The 20,773-nt window shown below is 68.9% G+C and carries 24 protein-coding genes and 1 tRNA gene; 20 read left to right on the forward strand and 5 right to left on the reverse strand.

What is annotated here, in order from left to right:
- Nucleotides 1–42 precede the first annotated feature (42 nt).
- On the forward strand, nt 43–492 hold the full coding sequence (locus tag OHS58_RS40625) for a MaoC family dehydratase N-terminal domain-containing protein (protein WP_326945988.1): 450 nt from the start codon (nt 43–45) through the stop codon (nt 490–492).
- A complete protein-coding gene (locus OHS58_RS40630) occupies nt 489–887 on the forward strand; it encodes a MaoC family dehydratase (RefSeq protein WP_247060461.1) in 399 nt (132 codons plus the stop codon). Before OHS58_RS40625 ends, OHS58_RS40630 begins: the two co-directional genes overlap by 4 nt.
- A gap of 3 nt (nt 888–890) precedes the next feature.
- Here OHS58_RS40630 and OHS58_RS40635 read toward each other — a convergent pair whose 3' ends face one another.
- Genes OHS58_RS40635 through OHS58_RS40645 form a run of 3 tightly spaced genes read right to left on the reverse strand, consistent with a single transcriptional unit; the run spans nt 891 to nt 3,141 of the window.
- A complete protein-coding gene (locus tag OHS58_RS40635; RefSeq protein ID WP_326956103.1) occupies nt 891–1,796 on the reverse strand; it encodes an SGNH/GDSL hydrolase family protein in 906 nt (301 codons plus the stop codon).
- A 35-nt stretch (nt 1,797–1,831) separates the two neighbouring features.
- The gene (locus tag OHS58_RS40640) at nt 1,832–2,794 is read right to left on the reverse strand and encodes a hypothetical protein (RefSeq protein ID WP_328645887.1); all 963 of its coding nucleotides are present in this window, start codon (nt 2,792–2,794) and stop codon (nt 1,832–1,834) included.
- Nucleotides 2,791–3,141, reverse strand: coding sequence for a GntR family transcriptional regulator (locus OHS58_RS40645; RefSeq protein ID WP_326945991.1), 351 nt, complete (start codon nt 3,139–3,141; stop codon nt 2,791–2,793). The genes OHS58_RS40640 and OHS58_RS40645 overlap by 4 nt, the downstream gene beginning before the upstream one ends.
- Before the next feature lie 137 nt (nt 3,142–3,278).
- Here OHS58_RS40645 and OHS58_RS40650 point away from each other — a divergent pair, with 137 nt between their 5' ends.
- Nucleotides 3,279–3,494 carry a hypothetical protein gene (locus OHS58_RS40650; protein ID WP_326956101.1) on the forward strand — a complete coding sequence of 72 codons (216 nt, stop codon included), beginning with the start codon at nt 3,279–3,281 and terminating at the stop codon, nt 3,492–3,494.
- 22 nt (nt 3,495–3,516) lie between these two features.
- On the opposite strand, the gene OHS58_RS40655 is transcribed toward OHS58_RS40650, so the two are convergent.
- Nucleotides 3,517–4,440 (reverse strand): TIGR03619 family F420-dependent LLM class oxidoreductase, encoded by a 924-nt coding sequence (locus tag OHS58_RS40655; protein WP_326945993.1) that lies wholly within the window; start codon nt 4,438–4,440, stop codon nt 3,517–3,519.
- Nucleotides 4,441–4,646: 206 nt separating this feature from the next.
- Between OHS58_RS40655 and OHS58_RS40660 the strand changes: the two genes are divergently transcribed.
- The 6 genes from OHS58_RS40660 to OHS58_RS40685 all read left to right on the forward strand — a co-directional run bounded on the left by OHS58_RS40660 (nt 4,647) and on the right by OHS58_RS40685 (nt 8,373).
- Nucleotides 4,647–4,719 (forward strand) — tRNA-Trp (locus OHS58_RS40660).
- A gap of 26 nt (nt 4,720–4,745) precedes the next feature.
- Complete coding sequence (secE, locus tag OHS58_RS40665) at nt 4,746–5,183, forward strand: preprotein translocase subunit SecE (protein WP_247060469.1); 438 nt, start codon at nt 4,746–4,748, stop codon at nt 5,181–5,183.
- 74 nt (nt 5,184–5,257) lie between these two features.
- The gene (nusG, locus tag OHS58_RS40670; protein ID WP_326956098.1) at nt 5,258–6,112 is read left to right on the forward strand and encodes a transcription termination/antitermination protein NusG; all 855 of its coding nucleotides are present in this window, start codon (nt 5,258–5,260) and stop codon (nt 6,110–6,112) included.
- Nucleotides 6,113–6,185: 73 nt separating this feature from the next.
- Nucleotides 6,186–6,617, forward strand: coding sequence for a 50S ribosomal protein L11 (gene rplK, locus OHS58_RS40675; protein WP_155548843.1), 432 nt, complete (start codon nt 6,186–6,188; stop codon nt 6,615–6,617).
- A 192-nt stretch (nt 6,618–6,809) separates the two neighbouring features.
- Nucleotides 6,810–7,529 (forward strand): 50S ribosomal protein L1, encoded by a 720-nt coding sequence (gene rplA / locus OHS58_RS40680; protein WP_326945995.1) that lies wholly within the window; start codon nt 6,810–6,812, stop codon nt 7,527–7,529.
- 70 nt (nt 7,530–7,599) lie between these two features.
- Nucleotides 7,600–8,373 carry an alpha/beta fold hydrolase gene (locus tag OHS58_RS40685; RefSeq protein ID WP_328645888.1) on the forward strand — a complete coding sequence of 258 codons (774 nt, stop codon included), beginning with the start codon at nt 7,600–7,602 and terminating at the stop codon, nt 8,371–8,373.
- Here OHS58_RS40685 and OHS58_RS40690 read toward each other — a convergent pair.
- Nucleotides 8,370–9,272 carry a hypothetical protein gene (locus OHS58_RS40690; RefSeq protein WP_328645889.1) on the reverse strand — a complete coding sequence of 301 codons (903 nt, stop codon included), beginning with the start codon at nt 9,270–9,272 and terminating at the stop codon, nt 8,370–8,372. The two genes, OHS58_RS40685 and OHS58_RS40690, sit on opposite strands and share 4 nt — an antisense overlap.
- Before the next feature lie 316 nt (nt 9,273–9,588).
- On the opposite strand from OHS58_RS40690, the gene rplJ reads away from it, so the two are divergent.
- The 11 genes from rplJ (at nt 9,589) to OHS58_RS40745 (ending at nt 20,742) form a co-directional block, all read left to right on the forward strand.
- Nucleotides 9,589–10,143: a 50S ribosomal protein L10 gene (gene rplJ / locus OHS58_RS40695; RefSeq protein ID WP_247060478.1), complete on the forward strand. Its 555-nt coding sequence runs from the start codon at nt 9,589–9,591 to the stop codon at nt 10,141–10,143.
- Between the two features lie 53 nt (nt 10,144–10,196).
- A complete protein-coding gene (rplL, locus tag OHS58_RS40700) occupies nt 10,197–10,577 on the forward strand; it encodes a 50S ribosomal protein L7/L12 (RefSeq protein WP_247060479.1) in 381 nt (126 codons plus the stop codon).
- Nucleotides 10,578–10,953: 376 nt separating this feature from the next.
- A complete protein-coding gene (locus OHS58_RS40705) occupies nt 10,954–12,153 on the forward strand; it encodes an ABC transporter ATP-binding protein (protein WP_326945999.1) in 1,200 nt (399 codons plus the stop codon).
- A complete protein-coding gene (locus tag OHS58_RS40710) occupies nt 12,150–12,944 on the forward strand; it encodes an MlaE family ABC transporter permease (RefSeq protein ID WP_247060481.1) in 795 nt (264 codons plus the stop codon). Before OHS58_RS40705 ends, OHS58_RS40710 begins: the two co-directional genes overlap by 4 nt.
- A 4-nt stretch (nt 12,945–12,948) precedes the next feature.
- On the forward strand, nt 12,949–13,785 hold the full coding sequence (locus tag OHS58_RS40715; protein ID WP_003060266.1) for an MlaE family ABC transporter permease: 837 nt from the start codon (nt 12,949–12,951) through the stop codon (nt 13,783–13,785).
- Nucleotides 13,782–15,107, forward strand: a complete 1,326-nt coding sequence (locus OHS58_RS40720) for an MCE family protein (RefSeq protein ID WP_328645890.1) — start codon at nt 13,782–13,784, stop codon at nt 15,105–15,107. The genes OHS58_RS40715 and OHS58_RS40720 overlap by 4 nt, the downstream gene beginning before the upstream one ends.
- The gene (locus OHS58_RS40725; RefSeq protein WP_326946001.1) at nt 15,104–16,132 is read left to right on the forward strand and encodes an MCE family protein; all 1,029 of its coding nucleotides are present in this window, start codon (nt 15,104–15,106) and stop codon (nt 16,130–16,132) included. The genes OHS58_RS40720 and OHS58_RS40725 overlap by 4 nt, the downstream gene beginning before the upstream one ends.
- Nucleotides 16,129–17,115 carry an MCE family protein gene (locus tag OHS58_RS40730; RefSeq protein WP_326946002.1) on the forward strand — a complete coding sequence of 329 codons (987 nt, stop codon included), beginning with the start codon at nt 16,129–16,131 and terminating at the stop codon, nt 17,113–17,115. Before OHS58_RS40725 ends, OHS58_RS40730 begins: the two co-directional genes overlap by 4 nt.
- Nucleotides 17,112–18,296, forward strand: a complete 1,185-nt coding sequence (locus tag OHS58_RS40735; protein WP_326946003.1) for an MCE family protein — start codon at nt 17,112–17,114, stop codon at nt 18,294–18,296. Before OHS58_RS40730 ends, OHS58_RS40735 begins: the two co-directional genes overlap by 4 nt.
- Nucleotides 18,293–19,477, forward strand: coding sequence for an MCE family protein (locus OHS58_RS40740; RefSeq protein WP_326956092.1), 1,185 nt, complete (start codon nt 18,293–18,295; stop codon nt 19,475–19,477). The genes OHS58_RS40735 and OHS58_RS40740 overlap by 4 nt, the downstream gene beginning before the upstream one ends.
- Nucleotides 19,477–20,742 carry an MlaD family protein gene (locus tag OHS58_RS40745; RefSeq protein WP_328645891.1) on the forward strand — a complete coding sequence of 422 codons (1,266 nt, stop codon included), beginning with the start codon at nt 19,477–19,479 and terminating at the stop codon, nt 20,740–20,742. The genes OHS58_RS40740 and OHS58_RS40745 overlap by 1 nt, the downstream gene beginning before the upstream one ends.
- Nucleotides 20,743–20,773: the final 31 nt, after the last annotated feature.

Below are 20,773 nucleotides of genomic sequence, written 5' to 3' on the forward strand. Positions count from 1 at the left end.
GGACCACCGGGGCGGCTCTTTGCTGTTGGTAGCCTCGTCGGCGTGCCCTTGGACGAGTCGTTCACCGGACGGGTTTACCCGCCGCAGACCAGCTACGAAGTGAGCCGGGAGAAGATCCGGGAGTTCGCCGACGCGATCGGTGACCAGAACCCGGTCTACCGGGACCCGGAGGCCGCGCGCGCCGCCGGCCACCCGGACGTCATCGCGCCCCCGACGTTCCTCACGATCATCAACCTCGCCTCGATCAACTCGATCGTCACCGACCCCGAGCTCGGCCTCGACTACTCGCGGATGGTGCACGGCGACCAGCAGTTCTCCTACAGCCGCCCGGCACACGCCGGGGACACGCTGCTGCTGACGACGCACATCGACCGGATCATGGCCCGGGCCGGCAACGACTTCATCAACCTGCGCGCCGAGATCACCGACAGCGCCGGCGCGCACATCGCCACCACGCGCGCGCAGCTCGTGGTGCGGGGGGAGGCCGCGTGAACGTCGGCGACGAACTGCCCGCCCTCGAAGTCAGGATCACCCGCGACCAGCTGGTCCGCTACGCCGGCGCGGCGCTCGACTTCAACCCGATCCACTGGAACGAGGCGTTCGCGAAGGACGTCGGCCTCCCCGACGTCATCGCGCACGGCATGCTCACGATGGCCGTGTCCGGCCGCGTGGTGACGGACTGGCTCGGCGACCCGGGCCGCCTGGTCGACTTCAGCGCCCGCTTCACGCGCCCGGTGGTCGTCCCGAACACCCCGGAAGGCGCGCTGGTGGAGATCACCGGCAAGGTCGGCGCGCTGCAGGACGACGGCATCGCCCGCATCGACCTCGTGGTGAAGTCCGACGGCAAGACCGTGCTGGGCAAGCCGCAGGTCCTCGTGCGCGTCTGACCGCTAAGGCAGCTTCAGCAAGGTCACCACGACGTCGGCCATGCCCTGCTCGCCGCGCGCGTTGGGGTGCATCGGCGCGGCGGGCGACGCCGGCAGCAGGCCCTCCACCCAGCGCTTGTCCGAGTCGGCGCACACGTCGTGGCCCTTGCCGGGCGTCGCGGTGTCGGCGAAGCCCGCGCGGTGGGACTTCGCCTGGTCCTCGAGCATCGAGTTCAGGTCGGCGAGCCCGTCGCGGAAGTACGCGACGTCGCCTGAGCCGAACGGCAGCACGGGCCAGCAGCCGTCGCCGTCCGGGAGGACCGTGGGGTAGCCGACCACGATCACCTTCGCCTGCGGCGCCTTCGCGTGGATCTTGTCGAGCACCGCGCCCACCTTGGGCGCGGTGCTCGCGATCCGCTCGGCGATCTGGTCGTGCCCGCCCGCGGTCAGCTTGTCCTTGCAGGGTGACGCCGACGGGTGCGCCGTCGCGCAGGACGGCGCGATCCCCAGGAAGCCGACGTCGTTGCCGCCGATCCCGAGCGTCACCAGCGTGGTCTTCCCGTTGACGGCGTCCAGCTGGGGCGGGTTCGAGCCGTTCGACGTCTTCTGCGTGCTGCTCAGGCTCGCGGTCGTCGCGCCGCCGCAGCTGACGTCGGCGAACTCGGCCGGCTTCACCTTCGCCGTCACGAGGTGCGGGTAGTTGTCGTCCGTGCGCTCGCAGCCCGCCGGCTGGCCCGCTTGCCCGCCGGTGCGCGGCGAAGACGTGTACGAGTCCCCCAGGGCCACGTAGCGGCCGCTGCCGCCGCCGGTGTCCGCGCCGTCCGGCGGCGCGGCGGACGAGCCGTGCTGCCACTTGTAGTACCCGAAGATCAGCAACCCGACCACGAGCACGACCACGAGGCAGCCGCCCCCACCGCTCTTTTTCGCCACTCGTCCGTTTCTACCGGCCGCCGTCGCCGGTGCACCTAGTCAATCCGGGTGACGCCCTGGGCGATCAGGTCGTTCACCAGGCCGGCGCCGGTCTCCGGGTCGTCGACGCTCACCAGCACGGTCCGGCCGTTCGCCAAGGTCAGCTCCAGCGCCGGGCCGCCGCGCACCTTGTACGCCGTCGTGCCGGTGACCGCGTTGAAGCGCAGGCCGAGCCCGCCGTCGCCGAACGTCGTCAGTTCGCGCACGGTGGCCTCGCGGATGTCGCTCAGCTCGAGGTGCCGCCACGGGAAGCCGAGGAGGCCGAAGCGGATCGTCACGCCCGTGCCGTCCACCTTCGCCCGCAGCCGGTACGTCAACGCCGCGACCACCGCGCCGACGAAGCCGATCCAGACGGCCGTCGGCCACGGGAGCCCGGCGGGCAGGAACGCGATCGCGCCGGGGATCGCCAGCAGCGCCCAGAGCATCGCCGGGTTGGCCGCCCGGCCCGACCAGAACGCCCGCTGCCCCGGCCGGAGCCCGACGCTCGGCCGGTTCGCCCCGGTCCGGTGCTCGCGGGCCGGTGTGGGCAGGCCGCCGACGAACGCCGCCACGACGCCGAGCGCGGCCACACCCAGCAGGAAGAGCAGGACCAGAGCGCCCCCTCGTGCCGCGTGCCAGTCCGGCGCGTCGAGGTTCAGCAGGAGCGTCGACACCAGGACGGCGGACGGCATCGCGGCGAGCCCAGCACCCAGCCCGATAGCAGGACGTGGCAGCGGCCGCTCGTTGCGCAGCCCGACGACGGCGATCAGCACCACGACCACGGTCACGACCACGCCGAGCACCAGGCAGACGGTGACGAACAGGCCCAGGGAGCTGGCGTTGTCGGGCCCGTCGTTCCAGTGCGTCGCGATGGGGTCGGGCAGCCGGTCCGCCCACGCGTTCGCGAGCACGGCGACGACGGCCAGCACCGCGCCCGGCAGCACGGCCGTCGCGATCAGGACCCGGATCAGCTTGGTCATGAGTACTTCTCCTTGATCACCCCGGTGAGCTCGTCCAGGCCGACGCCCGCACGCTTCGCCTCGTCGACCACGGCCGCGACCAGCTCGGTGAGCCGGGCCCGCGACGGCGCGCCGCCGAGCACGACGGCACCACGCCGTCTTCGCAGGTCGATGAGGCCTTCGTCGCGCAGCAGCGCGTACGCCCGCAGCACGGTGTGGACGTTGATCTCGAGCGACGTCGCCAGCTCGCGGGCCGGCGGCAGCTGGTCGCCCTGCGCCGGGCTGCCCGCGGCGAGGGCGCGGCGGAGGGAACCCGCCACCTGTTCGAAGAGCGGGACGGTCGAACTCGGATCGATCCGTACGAGCATAGTTCTAACTGTACTAGAACTAACTGGCCTTTGGGTGGGTGAACCTGAACGAGGGATCGACACTTGCGTGCGACGAGGATCACAGCGAGGGTGGGCCCCGCTGAACAAGTCGAACCGAGGAAAGGCAGGCAAGCGCTGTGGCCCTGAACCTGAACAAGCTCGTCGACAAGGCTTACGAGGACAAGTCGATCAAGGAGCTGCTGGACGCCCCGCCGTCCGCGCTCGAGGGGCTCACGCCGAAGCACGACGAGCTGCTCGCCGAGCTGAAGATCAAGACGATCCGCGACCTCGCCAACTGGAAGTTCGCGGCCAAGGCGCAGGCGCTCGCCACGCTCGCCGACAGCGAGTCCTGAGGGGGCCTGAGCGGCCTGAGGCTCAGCCGGCCAGTTCGCCGGCCAGCTCCAGTGCGTGGTCGACGTCCTTCGCGACGTAGTGCAGGTCGACCAGCACCTCCGTGATGCCCTCTTCGCGGGCCACGTCCAGGCACGGCAGGACGTCCGCGACCGACTCGACCCCGGTGCCCGCGCGCGGGTTGATCCGCAGTACCCGCCGCAAGGTGCCGGGGTCCCGGCCGGCTTTTTCGGCCGTTTCGAGCGCCACCGTCCAGAGGGCCTTGAGGTACTGCCGGGGCATCCAGCCGGCCAGCCAGCCGTCCGCGCGGCGGCCGATGCGGGCCAGCGCCGGTGGCGCGAAGCCGCCGAGCAGCACCGGTGGCCGCGGATCCTGCGCCGGGCGCAGGCCGACCGTCGACGGCGCGATCCGCCATTGCGGTCCTTCGTGCGCCACCGGGTCACCGGTCCAGATCGCGTCGAGCGCGTCGAGCACCGCGTCGAGCCGCTCGCCCCGGCCCGCCCACGGCACGCCCGTCGCGAAGTACTCCTCGCGCAGCCAGCCGAGCCCGAAGCCGACGTCCAGCCGTCCCGCGCTGGCGAGGTCGAGCGAGGTCAGCGCCCTGGCGAGCAGGACGGGGGAATAGACCGGGCCGGTCAGGGCGCTCATGCCCAAGCGGACCGTGTCCGTCACCGCTGCCGCCGTCGCCAGCGTCGTGAACGGGTCGGCGAAGGTCTTGAACTCCTCCGGGTACGGGTGCTCCGGCGTTCCGCCGCCCGGGTAGAGATCGGACGGCTCGAGCGGCGTCAGGATCCGGTCGCCGACCCACAGCGAGCCGAAGCCGAGTTCCTCCGCGGCGACGGCGAAGCGCGCGACGGCGGCGGGATCGGCGAGGGCGCCGTACTGGGGCAGGGCGAGCCCGAGTCGCGTCCCGCTCACCGGTGAGCGGGACTCCGGGTTGCTCGTCATGGCGGACATCCTGGCATGATCACCAGGTCGGCGGGGAGTTTCCCGCCGGCCGACCGGGGTTCGGCGGTCGCTCGGGGGGCGCGGTTGCGGACTCTCCCGAGGGTTGCCGTAGACTTCGGGACTTGGAAAGCACTACGGTCATCCCCGCCTGGATGGTGGGGATGCTGGAAGGCGTCCACGGGGGCCCCGAGCGATCGGGACCTCACAGGGGTGTAGCTCAATTGGCAGAGCAGCGGTCTCCAAAACCGCAGGTTGCAGGTTCAAGTCCTGTCACCCCTGCGTAACGGAACTGGTGGAGCGAAGGAGTGGTCGTGAGCGACAGCGACGCCAGCGGCGGCGAGCAGGAGCAGGACGGCACCGGGTCGAAGCCCGAGAGCCAGTCCCGCCCGGTCACAGCCGCTGCCAGGCGTGAACGCCGCGCGACCGCTCGTCCGGCGGGCAAGTCCGCGGCACGTGCGGACGACAAGGCGCGGCCGGCCGGGAAGTCGGGGGAGAAGTCCGCCGACGCGAAGGGCGCTCCGACCCCGAAGCGGGACCAGAAGCCGAAGAAGGCCTCCGTGTTCGCGCGGCTGGTGCGCTTCGTCCGCGAGGTGTGGGCGGAACTGCGCAAGGTCATCTGGCCGAACCGCAAGCAGATGGTCACCTACACCGCGGTCGTGCTGGTCTTCGTGGTGTTCATGGTGGCCCTGGTGAGTGGCCTGGACCTGCTGTTCAAGTGGGGCATCGGCCACGTATTCGGCTGACGCGCCCCGGCGCGCGCCGATGGGGCTTCAGGTCCCGGCCTGACCCCGGCAATGATCAACTGAGAGGACGGAACGTGACCTCCGACAACGGCACAGCAGCCGGTCAGGAGCTGACCGAGCTTTCCGACGAGCAGGTGCACGCGGCACTCGGTGACGAGGAGTCCGAGCACCTGGAACCCGTCGACGTGCCCGAAGCCGAAGAGGTCGACGAAGCCGCCTCCGAGGAAGCCGACTCCGCAGAGGCCGAAACCGCCGAGGTGGCGGACGACGCCGACGCCGAGAGCGCCGAAGCCGAGCCCGCCGCGGCGGACGACGACCCGGTCGCCACGCTGCGCGCCGAGCTGGTGGCCGCGCCGGGCGAGTGGTACGTCGTGCACTCCTACGCCGGGTACGAGAACAAGGTGAAGACCAACCTCGAGACCCGCACCACGACGCTGGACGTCGAGGACTACATCTTCCAGATCGAGGTCCCGACCGAAGAGGTCACCGAGATCAAGAACGGCCAGCGCAAGCAGGTGCAGCGCAAGGTGCTGCCCGGCTACATCCTGGTCCGGATGGACCTGAACGACGCCTCGTGGAGCGCGGTGCGCAACACGCCGGGTGTCACCGGGTTCGTCGGCGCCACCTCGCGGCCGTCTCCGCTGACCGTGGACGAGGTGCTGAAGTTCCTCGCCCCGAAGGTCGAGAACGAAGCCCCGGCCAAGGGCAAGGGCGAGTCCGGCTCGGCCTCGGCCCCGCTCGGTGGCCCGGCCGTCGAGGTCGACTTCGAGATCGGCGAGTCGGTCACGGTCATGGACGGCCCGTTCGCGACCCTGCCGGCGACGATCTCCGAGGTCAACGTCGACGGGCAGAAGCTGAAGGTCCTGGTGTCGATCTTCGGCCGGGAGACCCCGGTCGAGCTGTCGTTCACGCAGGTCTCCAAGATCTGACGGCCGCCGCGCGGTCGCAGTCCCCACGTCCACGGCAGGTACGCGGGGAACGTAGTACAGGACAGGAAAAGAAATGCCACCCAAGAAGAAGAAGCTTGCGGCGATCATCAAGCTGCAGATCAAGGCGGGCGCGGCCAACCCCGCTCCGCCGGTCGGCCCGGCTCTGGGCCAGCACGGCGTCAACATCATGGAGTTCTGCAAGGCCTACAACGCCGCGACCGAGTCGCAGCGTGGGGACGTCGTCCCGGTCGAGATCTCCGTGTACGAGGACCGGTCGTTCGACTTCAAGCTGAAGACGCCGCCGGCCGCACGCCTGCTGCTCAAGGCCGCTGGTGTCGAGAAGGGCTCCGGCGAGCCGCACAAGACCAAGGTCGCCAAGGTCACTTGGGACCAGGTCCGCGAGATCGCGAAGACCAAGGAGTCCGACCTCAACGCGCACGACATCGACCAGGCGGCGAAGATCATCGCCGGCACCGCCCGCTCCATGGGCATCACGGTCGTCTGAGTCTTCTGCCTCGACTCCGTCGAGGCGGCGAAATCGCCCAAAGCCGATTTCTTCCCTCCCGATCCGCTCGGCCCGAGGGGCCGATCGAATCGCTCAGTCCAGAAATCGGCGCGATTTCGCGCTGCTCCAGTGGGAGAGCCCAGTGCGGCTCGTCACCACACTGATCCGTTTTGAGAAGTTAAGGACAGAAGCATGACCAAGCACAGCAAGGCTTACCGCCAGGCTGCGGAGCTGATCGACAAGGCGCGGCTGTACGCGCCTCTCGACGCCGCGAAGCTGGCGAAGGAAACCTCCAAGACCAAGATGGACGCGACCGTCGAGGTCGCGATGCGTCTCGGTGTGGACCCGCGCAAGGCCGACCAGATGGTCCGCGGCACCGTGAACCTGCCGCACGGCACCGGTAAGACCGCCCGCGTCATCGTCTTCGCGGTCGGCGACAAGGCCGCCGAGGCCGAAGCCGCCGGCGCCGACGCGGTCGGCACCGACGAGCTGATCGAGCGCATCCAGGGTGGCTGGCTCGATTTCGACGCCGCGATCGCGACGCCGGACCAGATGGCCAAGGTGGGCCGCATCGCCCGCATCCTCGGCCCGCGTGGCCTGATGCCGAACCCGAAGACCGGCACCGTGACCCCCGCGGTCACCAAGGCGGTCCAGGACATCAAGGGCGGAAAGATCAACTTCCGCGTCGACAAGCAGGCCAACCTGCACCTGGTGATCGGCAAGGCTTCCTTCGACACCGAGAAGCTGGTCGAGAACTACGCGGCGGCGCTGGACGAGATCCTCCGCGCCAAGCCGTCGTCCGCGAAGGGCCGTTACCTGAAGAAGGTCACCTTCGCCACGACGATGGGCCCGGGCATCCCGGTCGACCCGCTGCGGACTCGCAACCTCCTCTCCGAGGACGCGAACGTCTGAGTCGGACATCACCGGAAAGGGCGCTCCCGCTTGCTGCGGGGGCGCCCTTTCTTCGTGTCTCATGGACGTCATGCCGACTTTCGCGTCGTTCGACGGGCTCCAGCTGAACTACACCGTGTGGGAGGGCGAAGGCACCGCCCGCCCGGTGCTGCTGCAGCACGGTTTCGCCGCCGACACGAACGCGAACTGGATCGCCACCGGCGTCGTCGCCGCGCTGCGCAAGGCCGGCCTCACGGTCATCTCCCTGGACGCCCGCGGCCACGGCCGCTCGGAGAAACCGCACGACGAGTCCCGCTACACCGAGACGACGATGGCCCGCGACGTCTCAGCGTTGCTGGACGAGCTGGCCCTCGACGAGGTCTCGATGGTCGGCTACTCGATGGGCGCGATCATCGCCCTGGCAGCCACGGCGGCGGACAAGCGCATCCGCAGCCTCGCAACGGGCGGCGTGGGCTCAGGCATCGTCGACTTCGGCGGGGTGGACCTACGCGTCGTCAAGCCGGCCGACATCGCCTCGGCCCTGCTGGCGGAGGATCCGACCACGGTCCCACCATCGGGAGTCCCCTTCCGCCTACTAGCCGACGCCGTTGGCGGCGACCGCCAGGCCCTGGCGGCGGTGGCACTGGCGTCGCGCGAGGGAGTGGTGGACCTGTCGGCCATCGGCGTCCCGACACTGGTACTGGCGGGCGACCAGGACGTCTTGGCAGCAGAACCAGAACGCCTGGCAGCGGCGATCGCCGGGGCGCGCCTGGTCCGAATCCCGGGCGACCACATGACGGCGGTCATGACCCCGGCGTTCTCGGAGGCCTTGGTGTCGTTCCTGTCGGCCCCGCACCCGCGCTAGCGATTCCCCGTCGGGGGAGCGGGGCACGTGCCCGGGTCGTTGGAATGACCGGTGATCAGCCACTGCCCCAGCTCCACCTTGGTGAGCGTGAAGCTTCCCAGAAGCGGTCCGCCCTGCACGCTGTACCAGCACGAGTGAATGGTCATCGGGCTTTGGATCAGCATGCTGGAGATGGGCCGCACGGCGTAGATGTAGGAGTTCATGTCCGTGACCTCGCTGCTCAAGGCCGGTACGGCCGAAGCGCAGTCCGGGTAACCGAGGTCGCGGCCGAACTGCAGCTGGGCCTCGTTGCTCATCAGGAGACAGACGTGGTCGACCTTGCTCTCCGGTGAATCCGGCTTGCCGATCGCGTCGTAGATCCCGCGTACCGCTTGGAACGGGTCGGTGGGCAGGCTCTGGTTGGTGTGGTACTTGCCCCCTCCGTGCTGCACGAAGGTCTGCGTGTCCTCGCCTTTGTCGCTGGGGAAGTAGTGGTTGTACAACCACGTGCCCGCCACCACCAGGACCACGAACGCCAGCACCCACGCGATGATCTTCTTGCCCAGCCACGTCAGCCACTTCGGTGCGGGACGTCGGCGGCGTTCGGCCGGGACGAGTTCGTGTGACGGGCCCGGCGGGAGCGGGGGCTGACCGCCGCCTGAGTACTGCGTGGCCGGGTAGCCCTGGGGCGCCTGGACCTGCCCCGCTCCAGGTTGTGGCGCCGGCTGGTTGCCCTGCTGGGTCTGGGTGAACCTCAGGTAGTCCTGGAACTGCTGGAACTGGCGGAACTGCTCCAGCTCCGCCGGATCGACCGGCGGCGGAGAAGGCGGCGAGGGTGGAGAAGGCGGTGTAGCGGGCGTGTTCGAGCCCGCCGGTTCGACTTCCGCGCCCGGCTTTCCGTCATCACGCTGCTCCGCCACGTGACCATGATGCCCTCCGGAGCACGCGAAGGAACCCCCAGCCGCCCTAAACGCAGGTCAGCGGAGGGGGCGAACGAAGCCCGTCAAACCCACCAGCTATAGTTACCGACAGTTCTACCGAAGACCGCTGGTTATCCGAGTGCCCCCACGGACACGAGGAACGAAGGCCCCGCATCGCCGGGCGGCCCGCGCAGGAGGAACGAGGCCGGACACACTCGTGTGCCCATCAACGCCCCGCGCCTGTTGCGCGAGGGCGTTTTGTCGTTTCGGGGGCTCTTCGGGCCAGTGGAAACACTAGCCAAGAGAGGAGGCGACCATGGCGAAGCCCGACAAGGTGGCGGCCGTCGCCGAGATCGCGGAGAGCTTCCGCAGCAGCTCGGCCACCGTCGTTACCCAGTACACCGGCCTCTCCGTGTCCCAGCTGTCTCAGCTGCGCCGCGCTCTCGGCACCAGTGCCAAGTACCGGGTCGCGAAGAACACCCTCGTCAAGCGGGCCGCCGAGGACGCCGGCGTCACGGGGCTCGAAGACCTGTTCGTCGGCGCGACCGCCATCGCCTTCGTCGAGGGTGAAGCGGTCGACGCCGCCAAGGCGCTTCGCGACTTCGCGAAGGACAACAACGCGCTTGTGATCAAGGGCGGCTACATGGACGGCAAAGCGCTGTCCGTGGACGAGATCAACAAGATCGCCGATCTCGACAGCCGTGAGGTCCTGCTCGCCAAGGCGGCGGGCGCGTTCAAGGCGAAGCTGTCCCAGGCCGCCGCGCTGTTCCAGGCGCCGGCGTCCCAGGTCGCCCGCCTGGCTGCCGCGCTGGAGGAGAAGCAGCGCAACGCCACCGGTACCGAAGCAGCCGAAGCACCCGCCGAGAGCTGATCCACCCCCCATCCCGAACGTTTCTTAGTTCGTTTTTCTGAGAGGAAGCCATCATGGCGAAGCTGAGCACCGCCGAGCTGATCGACGCCTTCAAGGAGCTCACCCTCCTCGAGCTGTCCGAGTTCGTGAAGGAGTTCGAGGAGACCTTCGACGTCACCGCCGCTGCCCCGGCCGCTGCCGCCGCGCCGGTCGCCGCCGCTGCCGCCCCGGTCGAGGAGCAGGACGAGTTCGACGTCATCCTCGAGGGTGCGGGCGACAAGAAGATCCAGGTCATCAAGGTCGTCCGCGAGGTCGTCTCGGGTCTGGGCCTGAAGGAGGCCAAGGAGCTGGTCGAGGCCGCTCCCAAGGCCCTCCTGGAGAAGGTCGACAAGGAGGCCGCCGAGGCCGCCAAGGAGAAGCTCGAGGCTGCGGGCGCCAAGATCTCCATCAAGTGATTTCGGGCGCTTAAGCGCCTACGCACCACCTCGTGAAGGGGCGGGCACCCACCGGGTGCCCGCCCCTTCGCTGTGCGATCCCCTAGGAGCGGTGTCCGGTCGGCCCCGGGGTCCCTAAATCGTGGGTTCGGGGCTCAGTTGCCCTGCGACCACGCATTCCGTCGACTAAGTTGCCGCTAGTTGCCGATCACGGCGGGGTGACGATGCCGTCGGGGCTGGCCAGAAAAGAAAACTCGTGAGTAACCTGTTCGCACTCAGCTCGTTGCACCTGGTTGACGCGGGTTCTCGGGGCCCGGAGGCCCACATCCGCCGCCGACGTGGGGTGGCATGGGTGTGGCAGCGGGCGCAATGACGCGGAACAGCTCCTGGAGGTGCGATGGGTGCCGAGGTGGTCATCGAAGGTCTGACGAAGTCCTTCGGTAAGCAGGCCATCTGGCGGGACGTCACGTTGACGCTGCCTCCGGGCGAGGTGTCGGCGATGCTCGGCCCGTCGGGAACCGGTAAGTCGGTGTTCCTCAAGTCGATGATCGGGCTGCTCAAGCCGGATCGCGGCCGCTGCGTGATCAACGGGGTGGACATCGTCACCTGCTCCGAGCACAAGCTCTACGAGATCCGGAAGCTCTTCGGCGTCCTCTTCCAGGACGGCGCGCTGTTCGGCTCGATGAACCTCTACGACAACGTCGCGTTCCCGCTGCGGGAGCACACGAAGAAGTCCGAGACCGAGATCCGGCAGATCGTCCGCGAGAAGCTCGAGATGACCGGTCTCGCCGGCGCCGACAAGAAGCTGCCGGGCGAGATCTCCGGCGGGATGCGCAAGCGCGCCGGCCTGGCCCGCGCGCTCGTGCTGGACCCCGAGATCATCCTCGTCGACGAGCCGGACTCCGGCCTCGACCCGGTCCGCACCACCTACATCTCGCAGCTGTTCCTCGACGTCAACGCGCAGATCGACGCGACGTTCCTGATCGTCACGCACAACATCAACCTGGCCCGGACCGTGCCGGACAACCTCGGCATGCTCTTCCGCAAGGAACTGGTCATGTTCGGCCCGCGCGAGGTGCTGCTGACCAGCGAGGAGCCGGTCGTCAAGCAGTTCCTCAACGGCAAGATGCAGGGTCCGATCGGCATGTCCGAGGAGAAGGATTCCGCACAGATGGCCGCCGAGCAGGCGATGTTCGACGCCGGGCACCACGCGGGCGGCGTCGAGGACGTCACCGGCGTGCCGCCGCAGATGCAGACGACGCCGGGGGTGCCGACCCGGATGGGCGCGGTCCGCCGCAAGGACCGGGTCATGGAGATCATGCACCGGCTGCCGGACGCCGCGCAGCAGAGCATCATCGCCTCGCTGAGCCCCGAGGAGCAGCGCCACTACGGCGTCAGCCCGCGGCAGGTGGCGCAGGCCCAGCAGCAACAGCAGCAGGTCCCGGCCGGCGCGCGCCAGGGTGACGGCGTCCCGAACCAGCACCACGGCCAGCTGCCCGCCGACCAGGTCGCCCGGATTCCCGGCGGCCAGCAGCCGAGACCCGGTGGCTCGCACCGGATGCCCCCGCCGCCGAACAACGGGCCAGGTGGCAGGTGAGCTCTCCCGCTTCACAGGCGAAGATCCCCGGGATCGGCATCCTCCGCGAAACCGGGAACCTGTTCGCCCTCGGCCTCGACATCGTTCGTGGCATCTTCCAGCGCCCGTTCCAGCTGCGGGAGTTCATCCAGCAGGCCTGGTTCATCGCGAGCGTGACGATCCTGCCGACGGCTCTCGTGGCCATCCCCTTCGGCGCGGTCATCTCGCTGCAGTTCGGTTCGCTCGCCCGCCAGCTGGGCGCGCAGTCCTACACCGGCGCGGGCTCCGTGCTCGCCACCGTGCAGCAGGCCAGCCCGCTGGTCACCGCGCTGCTGGTGGCGGGCGCGGGCGGCTCGGCCGTCTGCGCCGACATCGGCGCCCGGACCATCCGCGAAGAGATCGCCGCGATGGAGGTGCTGGGCGTCTCCGCCGTGCAGCGGCTGATCGTCCCGCGCACCCTCGCGATGATGCTCGTCGCGCTGCTGCTCAACGGCATGGTCAGCGTCATCGGCGTGCTGGGCGGCTACTTCTTCAACGTCGTGCTGCAGGGCGGGACGCCGGGTGCGTACCTGGCGAGCTTCTCGGCCCTGGCCCAGCTGCCCGACCTGTGGGTCGGTGAACTGAAGGCGCTGATCTTCGGGTTCATCGCCGCCGTCGTCGCGTCCTACCGGGGTCTCAACCCCACCGGCGGCCCCAAGGGCGTCGGGGACGCGGTGAACCAGTCGGTGGTCATCACGTTCCTCATGCTGTTCGTCGTGAACTTCGTGATCACCCTGATCTACCTGCAGATCGTGCCCGGAAAGCTGGACTAGCGCCATGACGTTCCTCCAGGGCGCGAAACGCGTCGCCAACCGACCGCTCCAGACGCTGGACACCCTCGGTGACCAGATGTCGTTCTACGGCCGCGCGCTGCTGTGGACGCCGCGGACCCTGCGCCGCTACACCAAGGAAGTCCTCCGGCTGCTGGCCGAGGTGAGCTTCGGTTCCGGCTCGCTGGCGGTCATCGGCGGCACGGTCGGCGTGATGGTCGGCCTGACGCTGTTCACCGGTGTCCTCGTCGGCCTCCAGGGCTACTCGGCGCTGAACTCGATCGGGACGTCGGCCTTCACCGGCTTCCTGACGGCGTTCTTCAACACCCGCGAGATCGCGCCGCTGGTCGCCGGCCTCGCCCTGAGCGCGACGGTCGGCGCCGGGTTCACCGCGCAGCTCGGCGCGATGCGGATCTCCGAGGAGATCGACGCGCTCGAGGTGATGGGCGTGCCGAGCCTGCCGTACCTGGTGACGACCCGGATCATCGCCGGGTTCGTCGCGGTCATCCCGCTCTACATCATCGGCCTGCTGAGCTCGTACCTCGCGTCGAGACTGGTCGTGATCTACATCTACAACCAGTCGGCCGGTACCTACGACCACTACTTCGACCTGTTCCTGCCACCGCAGGACGTGCTCTATTCGTTCATCAAGGTGCTGCTCTTCAGCGTCCTGATCATCCTGTCGCACTGCTACTTCGGGTACCGGGCGACCGGTGGCCCGGCCGGTGTCGGCGTCGCGGTGGGCAAGGCGGTCCGGCTCTCGATCGTCACGGTCTCGATCATGAACTTCTTCATCGGTTTCGCCATCTGGGGAACCGACGTCACGGTAAGGATCGCGGGATGACCACGTTGCGACGCAGGCTGCTGGGCCTGCTGCTGGTCGCCGTGATGGTCGGCGGCGTGGCGCTCTCCATCGCGCTCTACGACAAGGCCTTCACCTCGTTCGTCACGGTGAAGCTGCGGGCCGACAAGATCGGCAACCAGCTGATCCAGCAGTCCGACGTCAAGGTCCGCGGGCTCATCGTCGGCTCGGTGAAGGACATCTCGGCCACCGCCGACGGCGCGGAGCTGACGCTCGCGCTGAACCCGGAGTCGGCGAAGCTGATCCCGGAGAACGTCTCGGCGCGGTTCCTGCCGAAGACGCTCTTCGGTGAGCGCTTCGTCTCGCTGGAGATCCCCGCCAAGCCGTCGGCGAAGACGCTCGCCAACGGCGACGTGATCCCGCAGGACCGGACGTCGAGCGCGGTCGAGCTGGAGCAGGCGTTCTCGCACCTGCTGCCGGTGCTGCAGGCGGTCCAGCCGCAGAAGCTGTCGGCGACGCTCACCGCGATCTCGACCGCGCTGTCCGGCCGCGGCGACCAGCTCGGTGACACGCTCACCCAGCTGGGCAGCTACATCGGCGAGCTGAACCCGCACGAGCCGGAGCTGCAGCACAACCTCAAGGCGCTCGCGGAGTTCTCCGACCACCTCAAGGACTCGGCGCCGGACCTGGTGCAGAGCCTCGACAACCTGAGCACGACGACCCGCACCGTGGTCGACCAGCAGCAGAACCTGTCGAACCTCTACGGCACCCTGACCCAGGCGTCCGTGGACCTGCAGACGTTCCTGCAGAACAACAAGGACAACATCATCTCCCTCGCCTCCACCGCCCGGCCGACGGCCGAGCTGCTGGCGAAGTACGCGCCGGAGTACCCCTGCGTGATCTCCCAGATGGCCAAGAACGTCCCGCTGATCGACCAGGCGCTGGGCAAGGGCACGAACCAGCCCGGCCTGCACGCGACGATCGAGGTCGTCGTGCCGCGCGCGCCGTACGAAGCGGGCAAGGAAGAGCCGCGCTTCGACGACAAGCGCGGCCCGCGGTGCTACGACTCGGACAAGCTGCCGAACCCGTTCCCCTCGGAGCCGCCGGACGGCGCCTTCAAGGACGGCACGATCCACCAGACCGCGCCGAAGACCGTCGGTGAAGGCCTCAACCCGGCCAACTTCAAGGCCGACGCCACCGGCAGCAACGGTTCCGGTGGCGACCTGGCCTACTCCACGGCGGAGCAGGGCTTCCTGGCCGACCTGCTCGGCCCGCAGCTCGGCATGAACGCCGCGGACGTCCCCAGCTGGAGCGCGCTGCTCGTCGGCCCGCTGTACCGGGGCGCGGAGGTGACGGTCAAGTGAGGGGACTGCTCGCACCGCTGATCAAGCTCGGCGTCTTCGTGGTCGTCACCGTGCTGTTCACGACGATCCTCGGGATCAGCATCGCCAACATCAACACGACCAGCACCAACGCCTACAAGGCGCGCTTCACCGACGCGACGCTCCTGCTGCCCAACGACGACGTCCGCATCGCCGGCGTCCGGGTCGGGCAGGTCAAGGACGTCAAGATCGTCGACAAGCGCCAGGCCGAGGTCGAGTTCGAGGTCGACGCCGGCCGGCAGCTGCCGGCCGGGGTGACCGCGCAGATCAAGTTCCGCAACCTGGTCGGCCAGCGCTACGTCTCGCTCGGCGAGGGGGCCGACACCTCCGGCAAGACGCTCGGCCCCGGCGGCACCATCCCGCTGGACCGGACCCAGCCGGCGCTGGACCTGACCGAGCTGTTCAACGGCTTCAAGCCGCTGTTCACCGCGCTCAACCCGGACGACGTCAACAAGCTGTCCTACGAGGTCATCCAGGTCCTGCAGGGCGAGGGCGGCACCGTGGAGAGCCTGCTGTCGCACACCGCGTCGCTGGCCACCACGATCGCTGACAAGGACCAGGTCATCGGCCAGGTCATCGACAACCTCAATTCGGTGCTCGACACGGTCAACGCGCACACCCCGCAGCTCAACGACCTGATCGTGAAGCTGCAGCAGCTGGTGTCCGGGCTGGCCGCGGACCGCAAGCCGATCGGCGACGCGATCGAGAGCCTCGGCAACCTGGCGCAGACGACGTCCGGCCTGCTCGGCGAGGCCCGCGAACCGCTGAAGAACGACATCAGCGCGCTGGGCACGCTGACCGACAAGCTCAACAAGAACGAGCCGGAGCTGGAGCACTTCATCCAGTTCCTGCCGGAGAAGGTCAGCACGCTGACCCGCACCGCGGACTACGGCTCCTGGTTCAACTTCTACGCCTGCGAGTTCTCCGGGAGCGTCAGCTTGCCGCCACTGATCAACAACGTCGCGATCCCGCTGGTGCCCCTCAACCGGGAGAGGTGCACGGGATGAAGTCCTTCCAGAAGCGCAACCCCGTCCCGATCGCGCTGGTCGGCATCGCCGTCCTCGCGCTGGCGTTCATCGCCGCGCTGAACTCCGAGGACCTGCCGGTGATCGGCGGCGGCACGACCTACACCGCCGAGTTCAGCGAGGCGTCCGGGCTGCAGACCGACAACGACGTCCGGATCGCCGGCGTCAAGGTCGGCAAGATCAGCGACATCGCGCTCGACGGCGCGTCGGTGAAGGTGTCGTTCAAGGTCAAGGACGCCTGGCTGGGCGACCGGACGAGCGCCGCGATCAAGATCAAGACGCTGCTCGGGCAGAAGTACCTGTCGCTGGACCCGCAAGGTGAGGGCGCGCTCAACCCGGGCGCGGCCATCCCGCGGGACCGCACGATGGCCCCCTACGACGTTCTCGACGCGTTCCGCGGCCTCTCGCAGACCGTCGACGACATCGACACCAAGCAGCTGGCGCAGAGCTTCGACACCATCTCGGGGACCTTCGCCAACACGCCGCAGGACGTGAAGGGCGCGCTGTCGGGGCTGTCGAAGCTGTCCGACACGATCGCCTCGCGCGACAGCCAGCTGTCGAACCTGCTGGCCAACACCCGCGAGGTGTCGCAGACGCTCGTCGACCGCGACGCCGAGGTGCAGAAGCTGCTCACCGACGGCAACGCGCTGCTCGGCGAGCTGGCCAAGCGCGAGGACGCGATCACGTCGCTGCTCAACGGCTCCCGCGAGCTGGCGACGCAGCTGCAGGGCCTGATCGACGACAACGGCAAGCAGCTGGACCCGGTGCTCACCCAGCTCGACCAGCTGACGTCGATGCTGCAGCGCAACCAGGACGCGCTGGGCCAGGGCATCGCGAAGTTCGCGCCGTTCATCCGCGTCTTCACCAACACCATCGGCAACGGCCGCTGGTTCGACAACTACATCTGCGGCCTGGTCCTGCCGTCGTTCGGTCCGCTCAACGAAGAGGGGTGCTACACGAAATGAGTGACACCCGCTTCGGCCAGTCCCTGACCCGGGGCTTCACCATCGCGATCGTCCTCGCGCTCGTCGTCGCCGGCGGGATCTGGTGGACGCTCAAGGACGCCGGCCGCAACCACCTGACCGCGTACTTCGCCGGCACCGTCGGCCTGTACGAGGGCAACAGCGTGCGGATGCTCGGCGTCGACATGGGCACGGTCACCAAGATCCAGCCCATGGGCAACCAGGTGAAGGTCGACTTCGAGTACGACCGCTCGGTCGCCGTCCCGGCCGACGCCAAGGCGCTGATCGTGGCGCCGTCGCTGGTCTCGGACCGCTACGTCCAGCTGGCCCCGGCCTACACCGGCGGCCCGCGGATCTCCGACGGCGCCGTCATCGGCCTCGACCGCACCGAGGTGCCCCTCGAGGTCGACCAGCTCGCCGCCAGCCTGGCCAAGGTCAGCGAGACCCTCGGCCCCAACGGCGTCAACAAGCAGGGGTCGCTGTCGAACCTGCTGAACACCGCGGCGGCCAACGTCGACGGCAACGGCCAGGCCCTGCACGACACGATCACCAAGCTCGGCCAGGCGGCCGGCACGCTGGCCGGCAACAAGGACGACCTGTTCTCCACGGTCGAGAACCTCGGCAAGTTCTCGCAGTCGCTGGCCGACTCCGACAGCCAGGTCCGCACCTTCGAGGGCCAGCTCGCCGACGTCAGCGGCTACCTGGCGTCCGAAAAGGACAACCTGGCCGCGACCGTGCAGCAGCTGGGCACCACGCTCACCTCGGTGCAGGCGTTCATCGACCAGAACCACGACCGGCTCAAGTCCAATGTGGACAAGCTGGCCGGCATCACCAACGTGCTCGTCGACCAGCGCAGCTCGCTCGCCGAGATCCTCGACGTCGCGCCGGTCGGCCTGAGCAACCTGGTCAACACCTACAACGGCGCGGCCGGCACGCTCGACGCCCGGCCGAACCTCAACGAGCTGACCCAGCCGCCGCTGGTGATGATCTGCCGGCTGCTCAAGCAGGTCGGCACCAACAGCATCCCGGACGTGCTCGGCAACGCCTGCGAGAACATCGCCGGCGTGGTCGACAAGGTGATCCCGCTGCCGTCCCTGGCGCAGACCCTGCAGGCCCTGCAGTCCGGTCAGCTGCCGCCCTTGCCGCTGCCCATCGCCGGGCAGCTCTTCGGAGGTGGCCAGTGAGGAAGCTGCTGACCGTCGGAGCGCTGGTGACGGCGTCCGCACTGGTGCTCACCGGCTGCTCGTTCAAGGGCATCTACGACCTGCCGCTGCCCGGCGGCGCCGACCTCGGCGACCACCCGTACACGGTGAACGTCGAGTTCCGGGACGTCCTCGACCTGACGCCGAAGGCGGGCGTGAAGGTCAACGAGGTGCCGATCGGGCAGGTCGAGAACGTCGGCCTCACCAAGGACGGCTGGCACGCGCTGGTGACCCTCAAGGTCAACGGCGACGTCAAGCTGCCGGCCAACGCGCTGGCCAACGTGAAGCAGTCCAGCCTGCTCGGCGAGAAGTACGTCGAGCTGGCCTCGCCCGGTGACGACCAGGCCCAGGGCAAACTCGCCGACAACGCGACGATCCCGCTGGCCCGGACGAACCGCAGCGTCGAGGTCGAGGAGCTGCTCGGCGCGCTGTCCCTGCTGCTCAACGGCGGTGGTGTCGACCAGCTCAACACCATCACCAAGGAGCTCAACAACGCCACGTCGGGCCGCGAGCCGGACATCAAGGCGCTGCTGGACAACGCGAACCTGCTGGTCACCAACCTGGACAACCAGTCGAAGAACATCACCCGCGCCCTCGACGGGCTCAACCGGCTCTCCTCGACGCTCAACGACCAGAAGGACAAGCTGGTCGGCGCGGTCGACAACCTCGGGCCCGGCCTCGGCGTGCTCGAGTCGCAGCGCGGCCAGCTCGTCACGATGCTCAACGCGCTGAACAACCTCTCCGGCGTGGCCACCGAGACGGTGAACGCGTCGCAGAAGGACCTCGTCGCCGACCTGAAGGCGCTGACGCCGACGCTGCAGAAGCTCGGCGAGGCGGGCAACGACCTGCCGAAGGCACTGCAGATCCTGCTGACGTTCCCGTTCAGCGACCAGGCCGTCAACGGCGTCAAGGGCGACTACTTCAACCTGTACGCCAAGGTGGACCTGAACCTGCAGAACATCGTCAGCAACCTGGGCAACAGCCGGCAGAACATCCTGAACGGGCAGCTCCCGCTCCCGGGCCTGACCGGTGGCGTCGAGGGCACGCCCGCCAACCAGCCGCCGCCGCTGCCGATCCCCGGTGACAGCGGTCAGACGGGTCAACCCGGGAAGTCGTCCGGCCTGTCCGGGCTCTTCGGTCTCCTGTCGGGAGGTAACGGCTGATGCTGGTGCGCAGGACGAGGTTCCAGCTGGTCGCGTTCGCGATCATCTCGATCGCCGCCATCGTGTACGCGCTGATCCGGTTCGCCGGGCTCGGCACGGTGTTCGGCAACAGCGGTTACACGGTGAAGCTCGAGCTCAACGAGTCGGGCGGCATCTTCACCAACGCCGAGGTCACCTACCGCGGCTTCAACGTCGGCCGGGTGGGGGAGCTGCGGCTCACCCAGACCGGCCTGGAGGCGGACCTCGACATCGACCCGTCGGCGCCGCAGGTCCCCGCGGACCTCGACGCCGTCGTCGCCAACCGCTCGGCCGTCGGTGAGCAGTACGTCGACCTGCGGCCCAAGGGCGAAAAGGGTCCGTACCTCGCGGCGGGCTCGGTCATCCCGGCGAACAAGACGACCACCCCGGTCAGCACCGACCGGCTGATCGGCGACCTCGACTCGCTCGCGGCGTCGGTCCCGGTCGACTCGCTGCGCACCGTCGTCGACGAGTCCTACGACGCCTTCCAGGGCACCGGCGGCGACCTGCAGAAGCTGCTCGACACCGCGCGCAGCTTCACCACGACGGCGCAGCAGTACCTGCCGCAGACGATCCAGCTGCTCGACGCCGGCGGCCAGGTGCTCGACACGCAGAACGACGAGGCGCAGAACTTCGCGTCGTTCAGCAAGAGCCTCAACGAGCTCACCGGCACGCTGAAGAACTCCGACGGCGACCTGCGCAAGCTCATCGGCATCACGCCGCAGGTGGCGTCGCAGATCAGCCAGGTGCTGGCCGAGTCCGGCCCGGGCCTGGGTGCGCTGACGGCGAACCTGCTCACCACGGCCAACCTGACCGTGACCCGGCTGGACGGCATCGAGCAGGGCCTGGTGACCTACCCGGCGCTGGCCGGCGCGGCCAGCAGCGTGGCGCCGGGTGACGGCACCGCGCACCTCGGGCTGGTGCTCAACCTCTTCAACCCGCCGGCCTGCACCAAGGGCTACATCCCGTACCAGCAGTACCGGACGGGGGCCGACCTTTCGGCGAAGCCGGCGAAGGAAGACGCGTACTGTGCCGAACCGAAGGGCAGCCCGATCAACGTGCGCGGCGCACAGAACGCCCCGTACAACGGGGTGCCGGTGGCGCCGAGCAACAGCGACGTCGCGGCGAACGCGAACCGGCCGGCCGACGAGCTGGCCGAGGAGCGGAACACGCGGGGCGTGCCCGGCATCATCGGCAGCCCCGGCGTCAGCCTCAACAGCCTGGGTTCGCTGCTCGGGCTCGCCTGACGCGGACTTGATGACCGTTACCTACCCTGGA

Origin of the sequence: Amycolatopsis sp. NBC_00348, assembly GCF_036114655.1 — a bacterium.
Taxonomy (GTDB): domain Bacteria; phylum Actinomycetota; class Actinomycetes; order Mycobacteriales; family Pseudonocardiaceae; genus Amycolatopsis.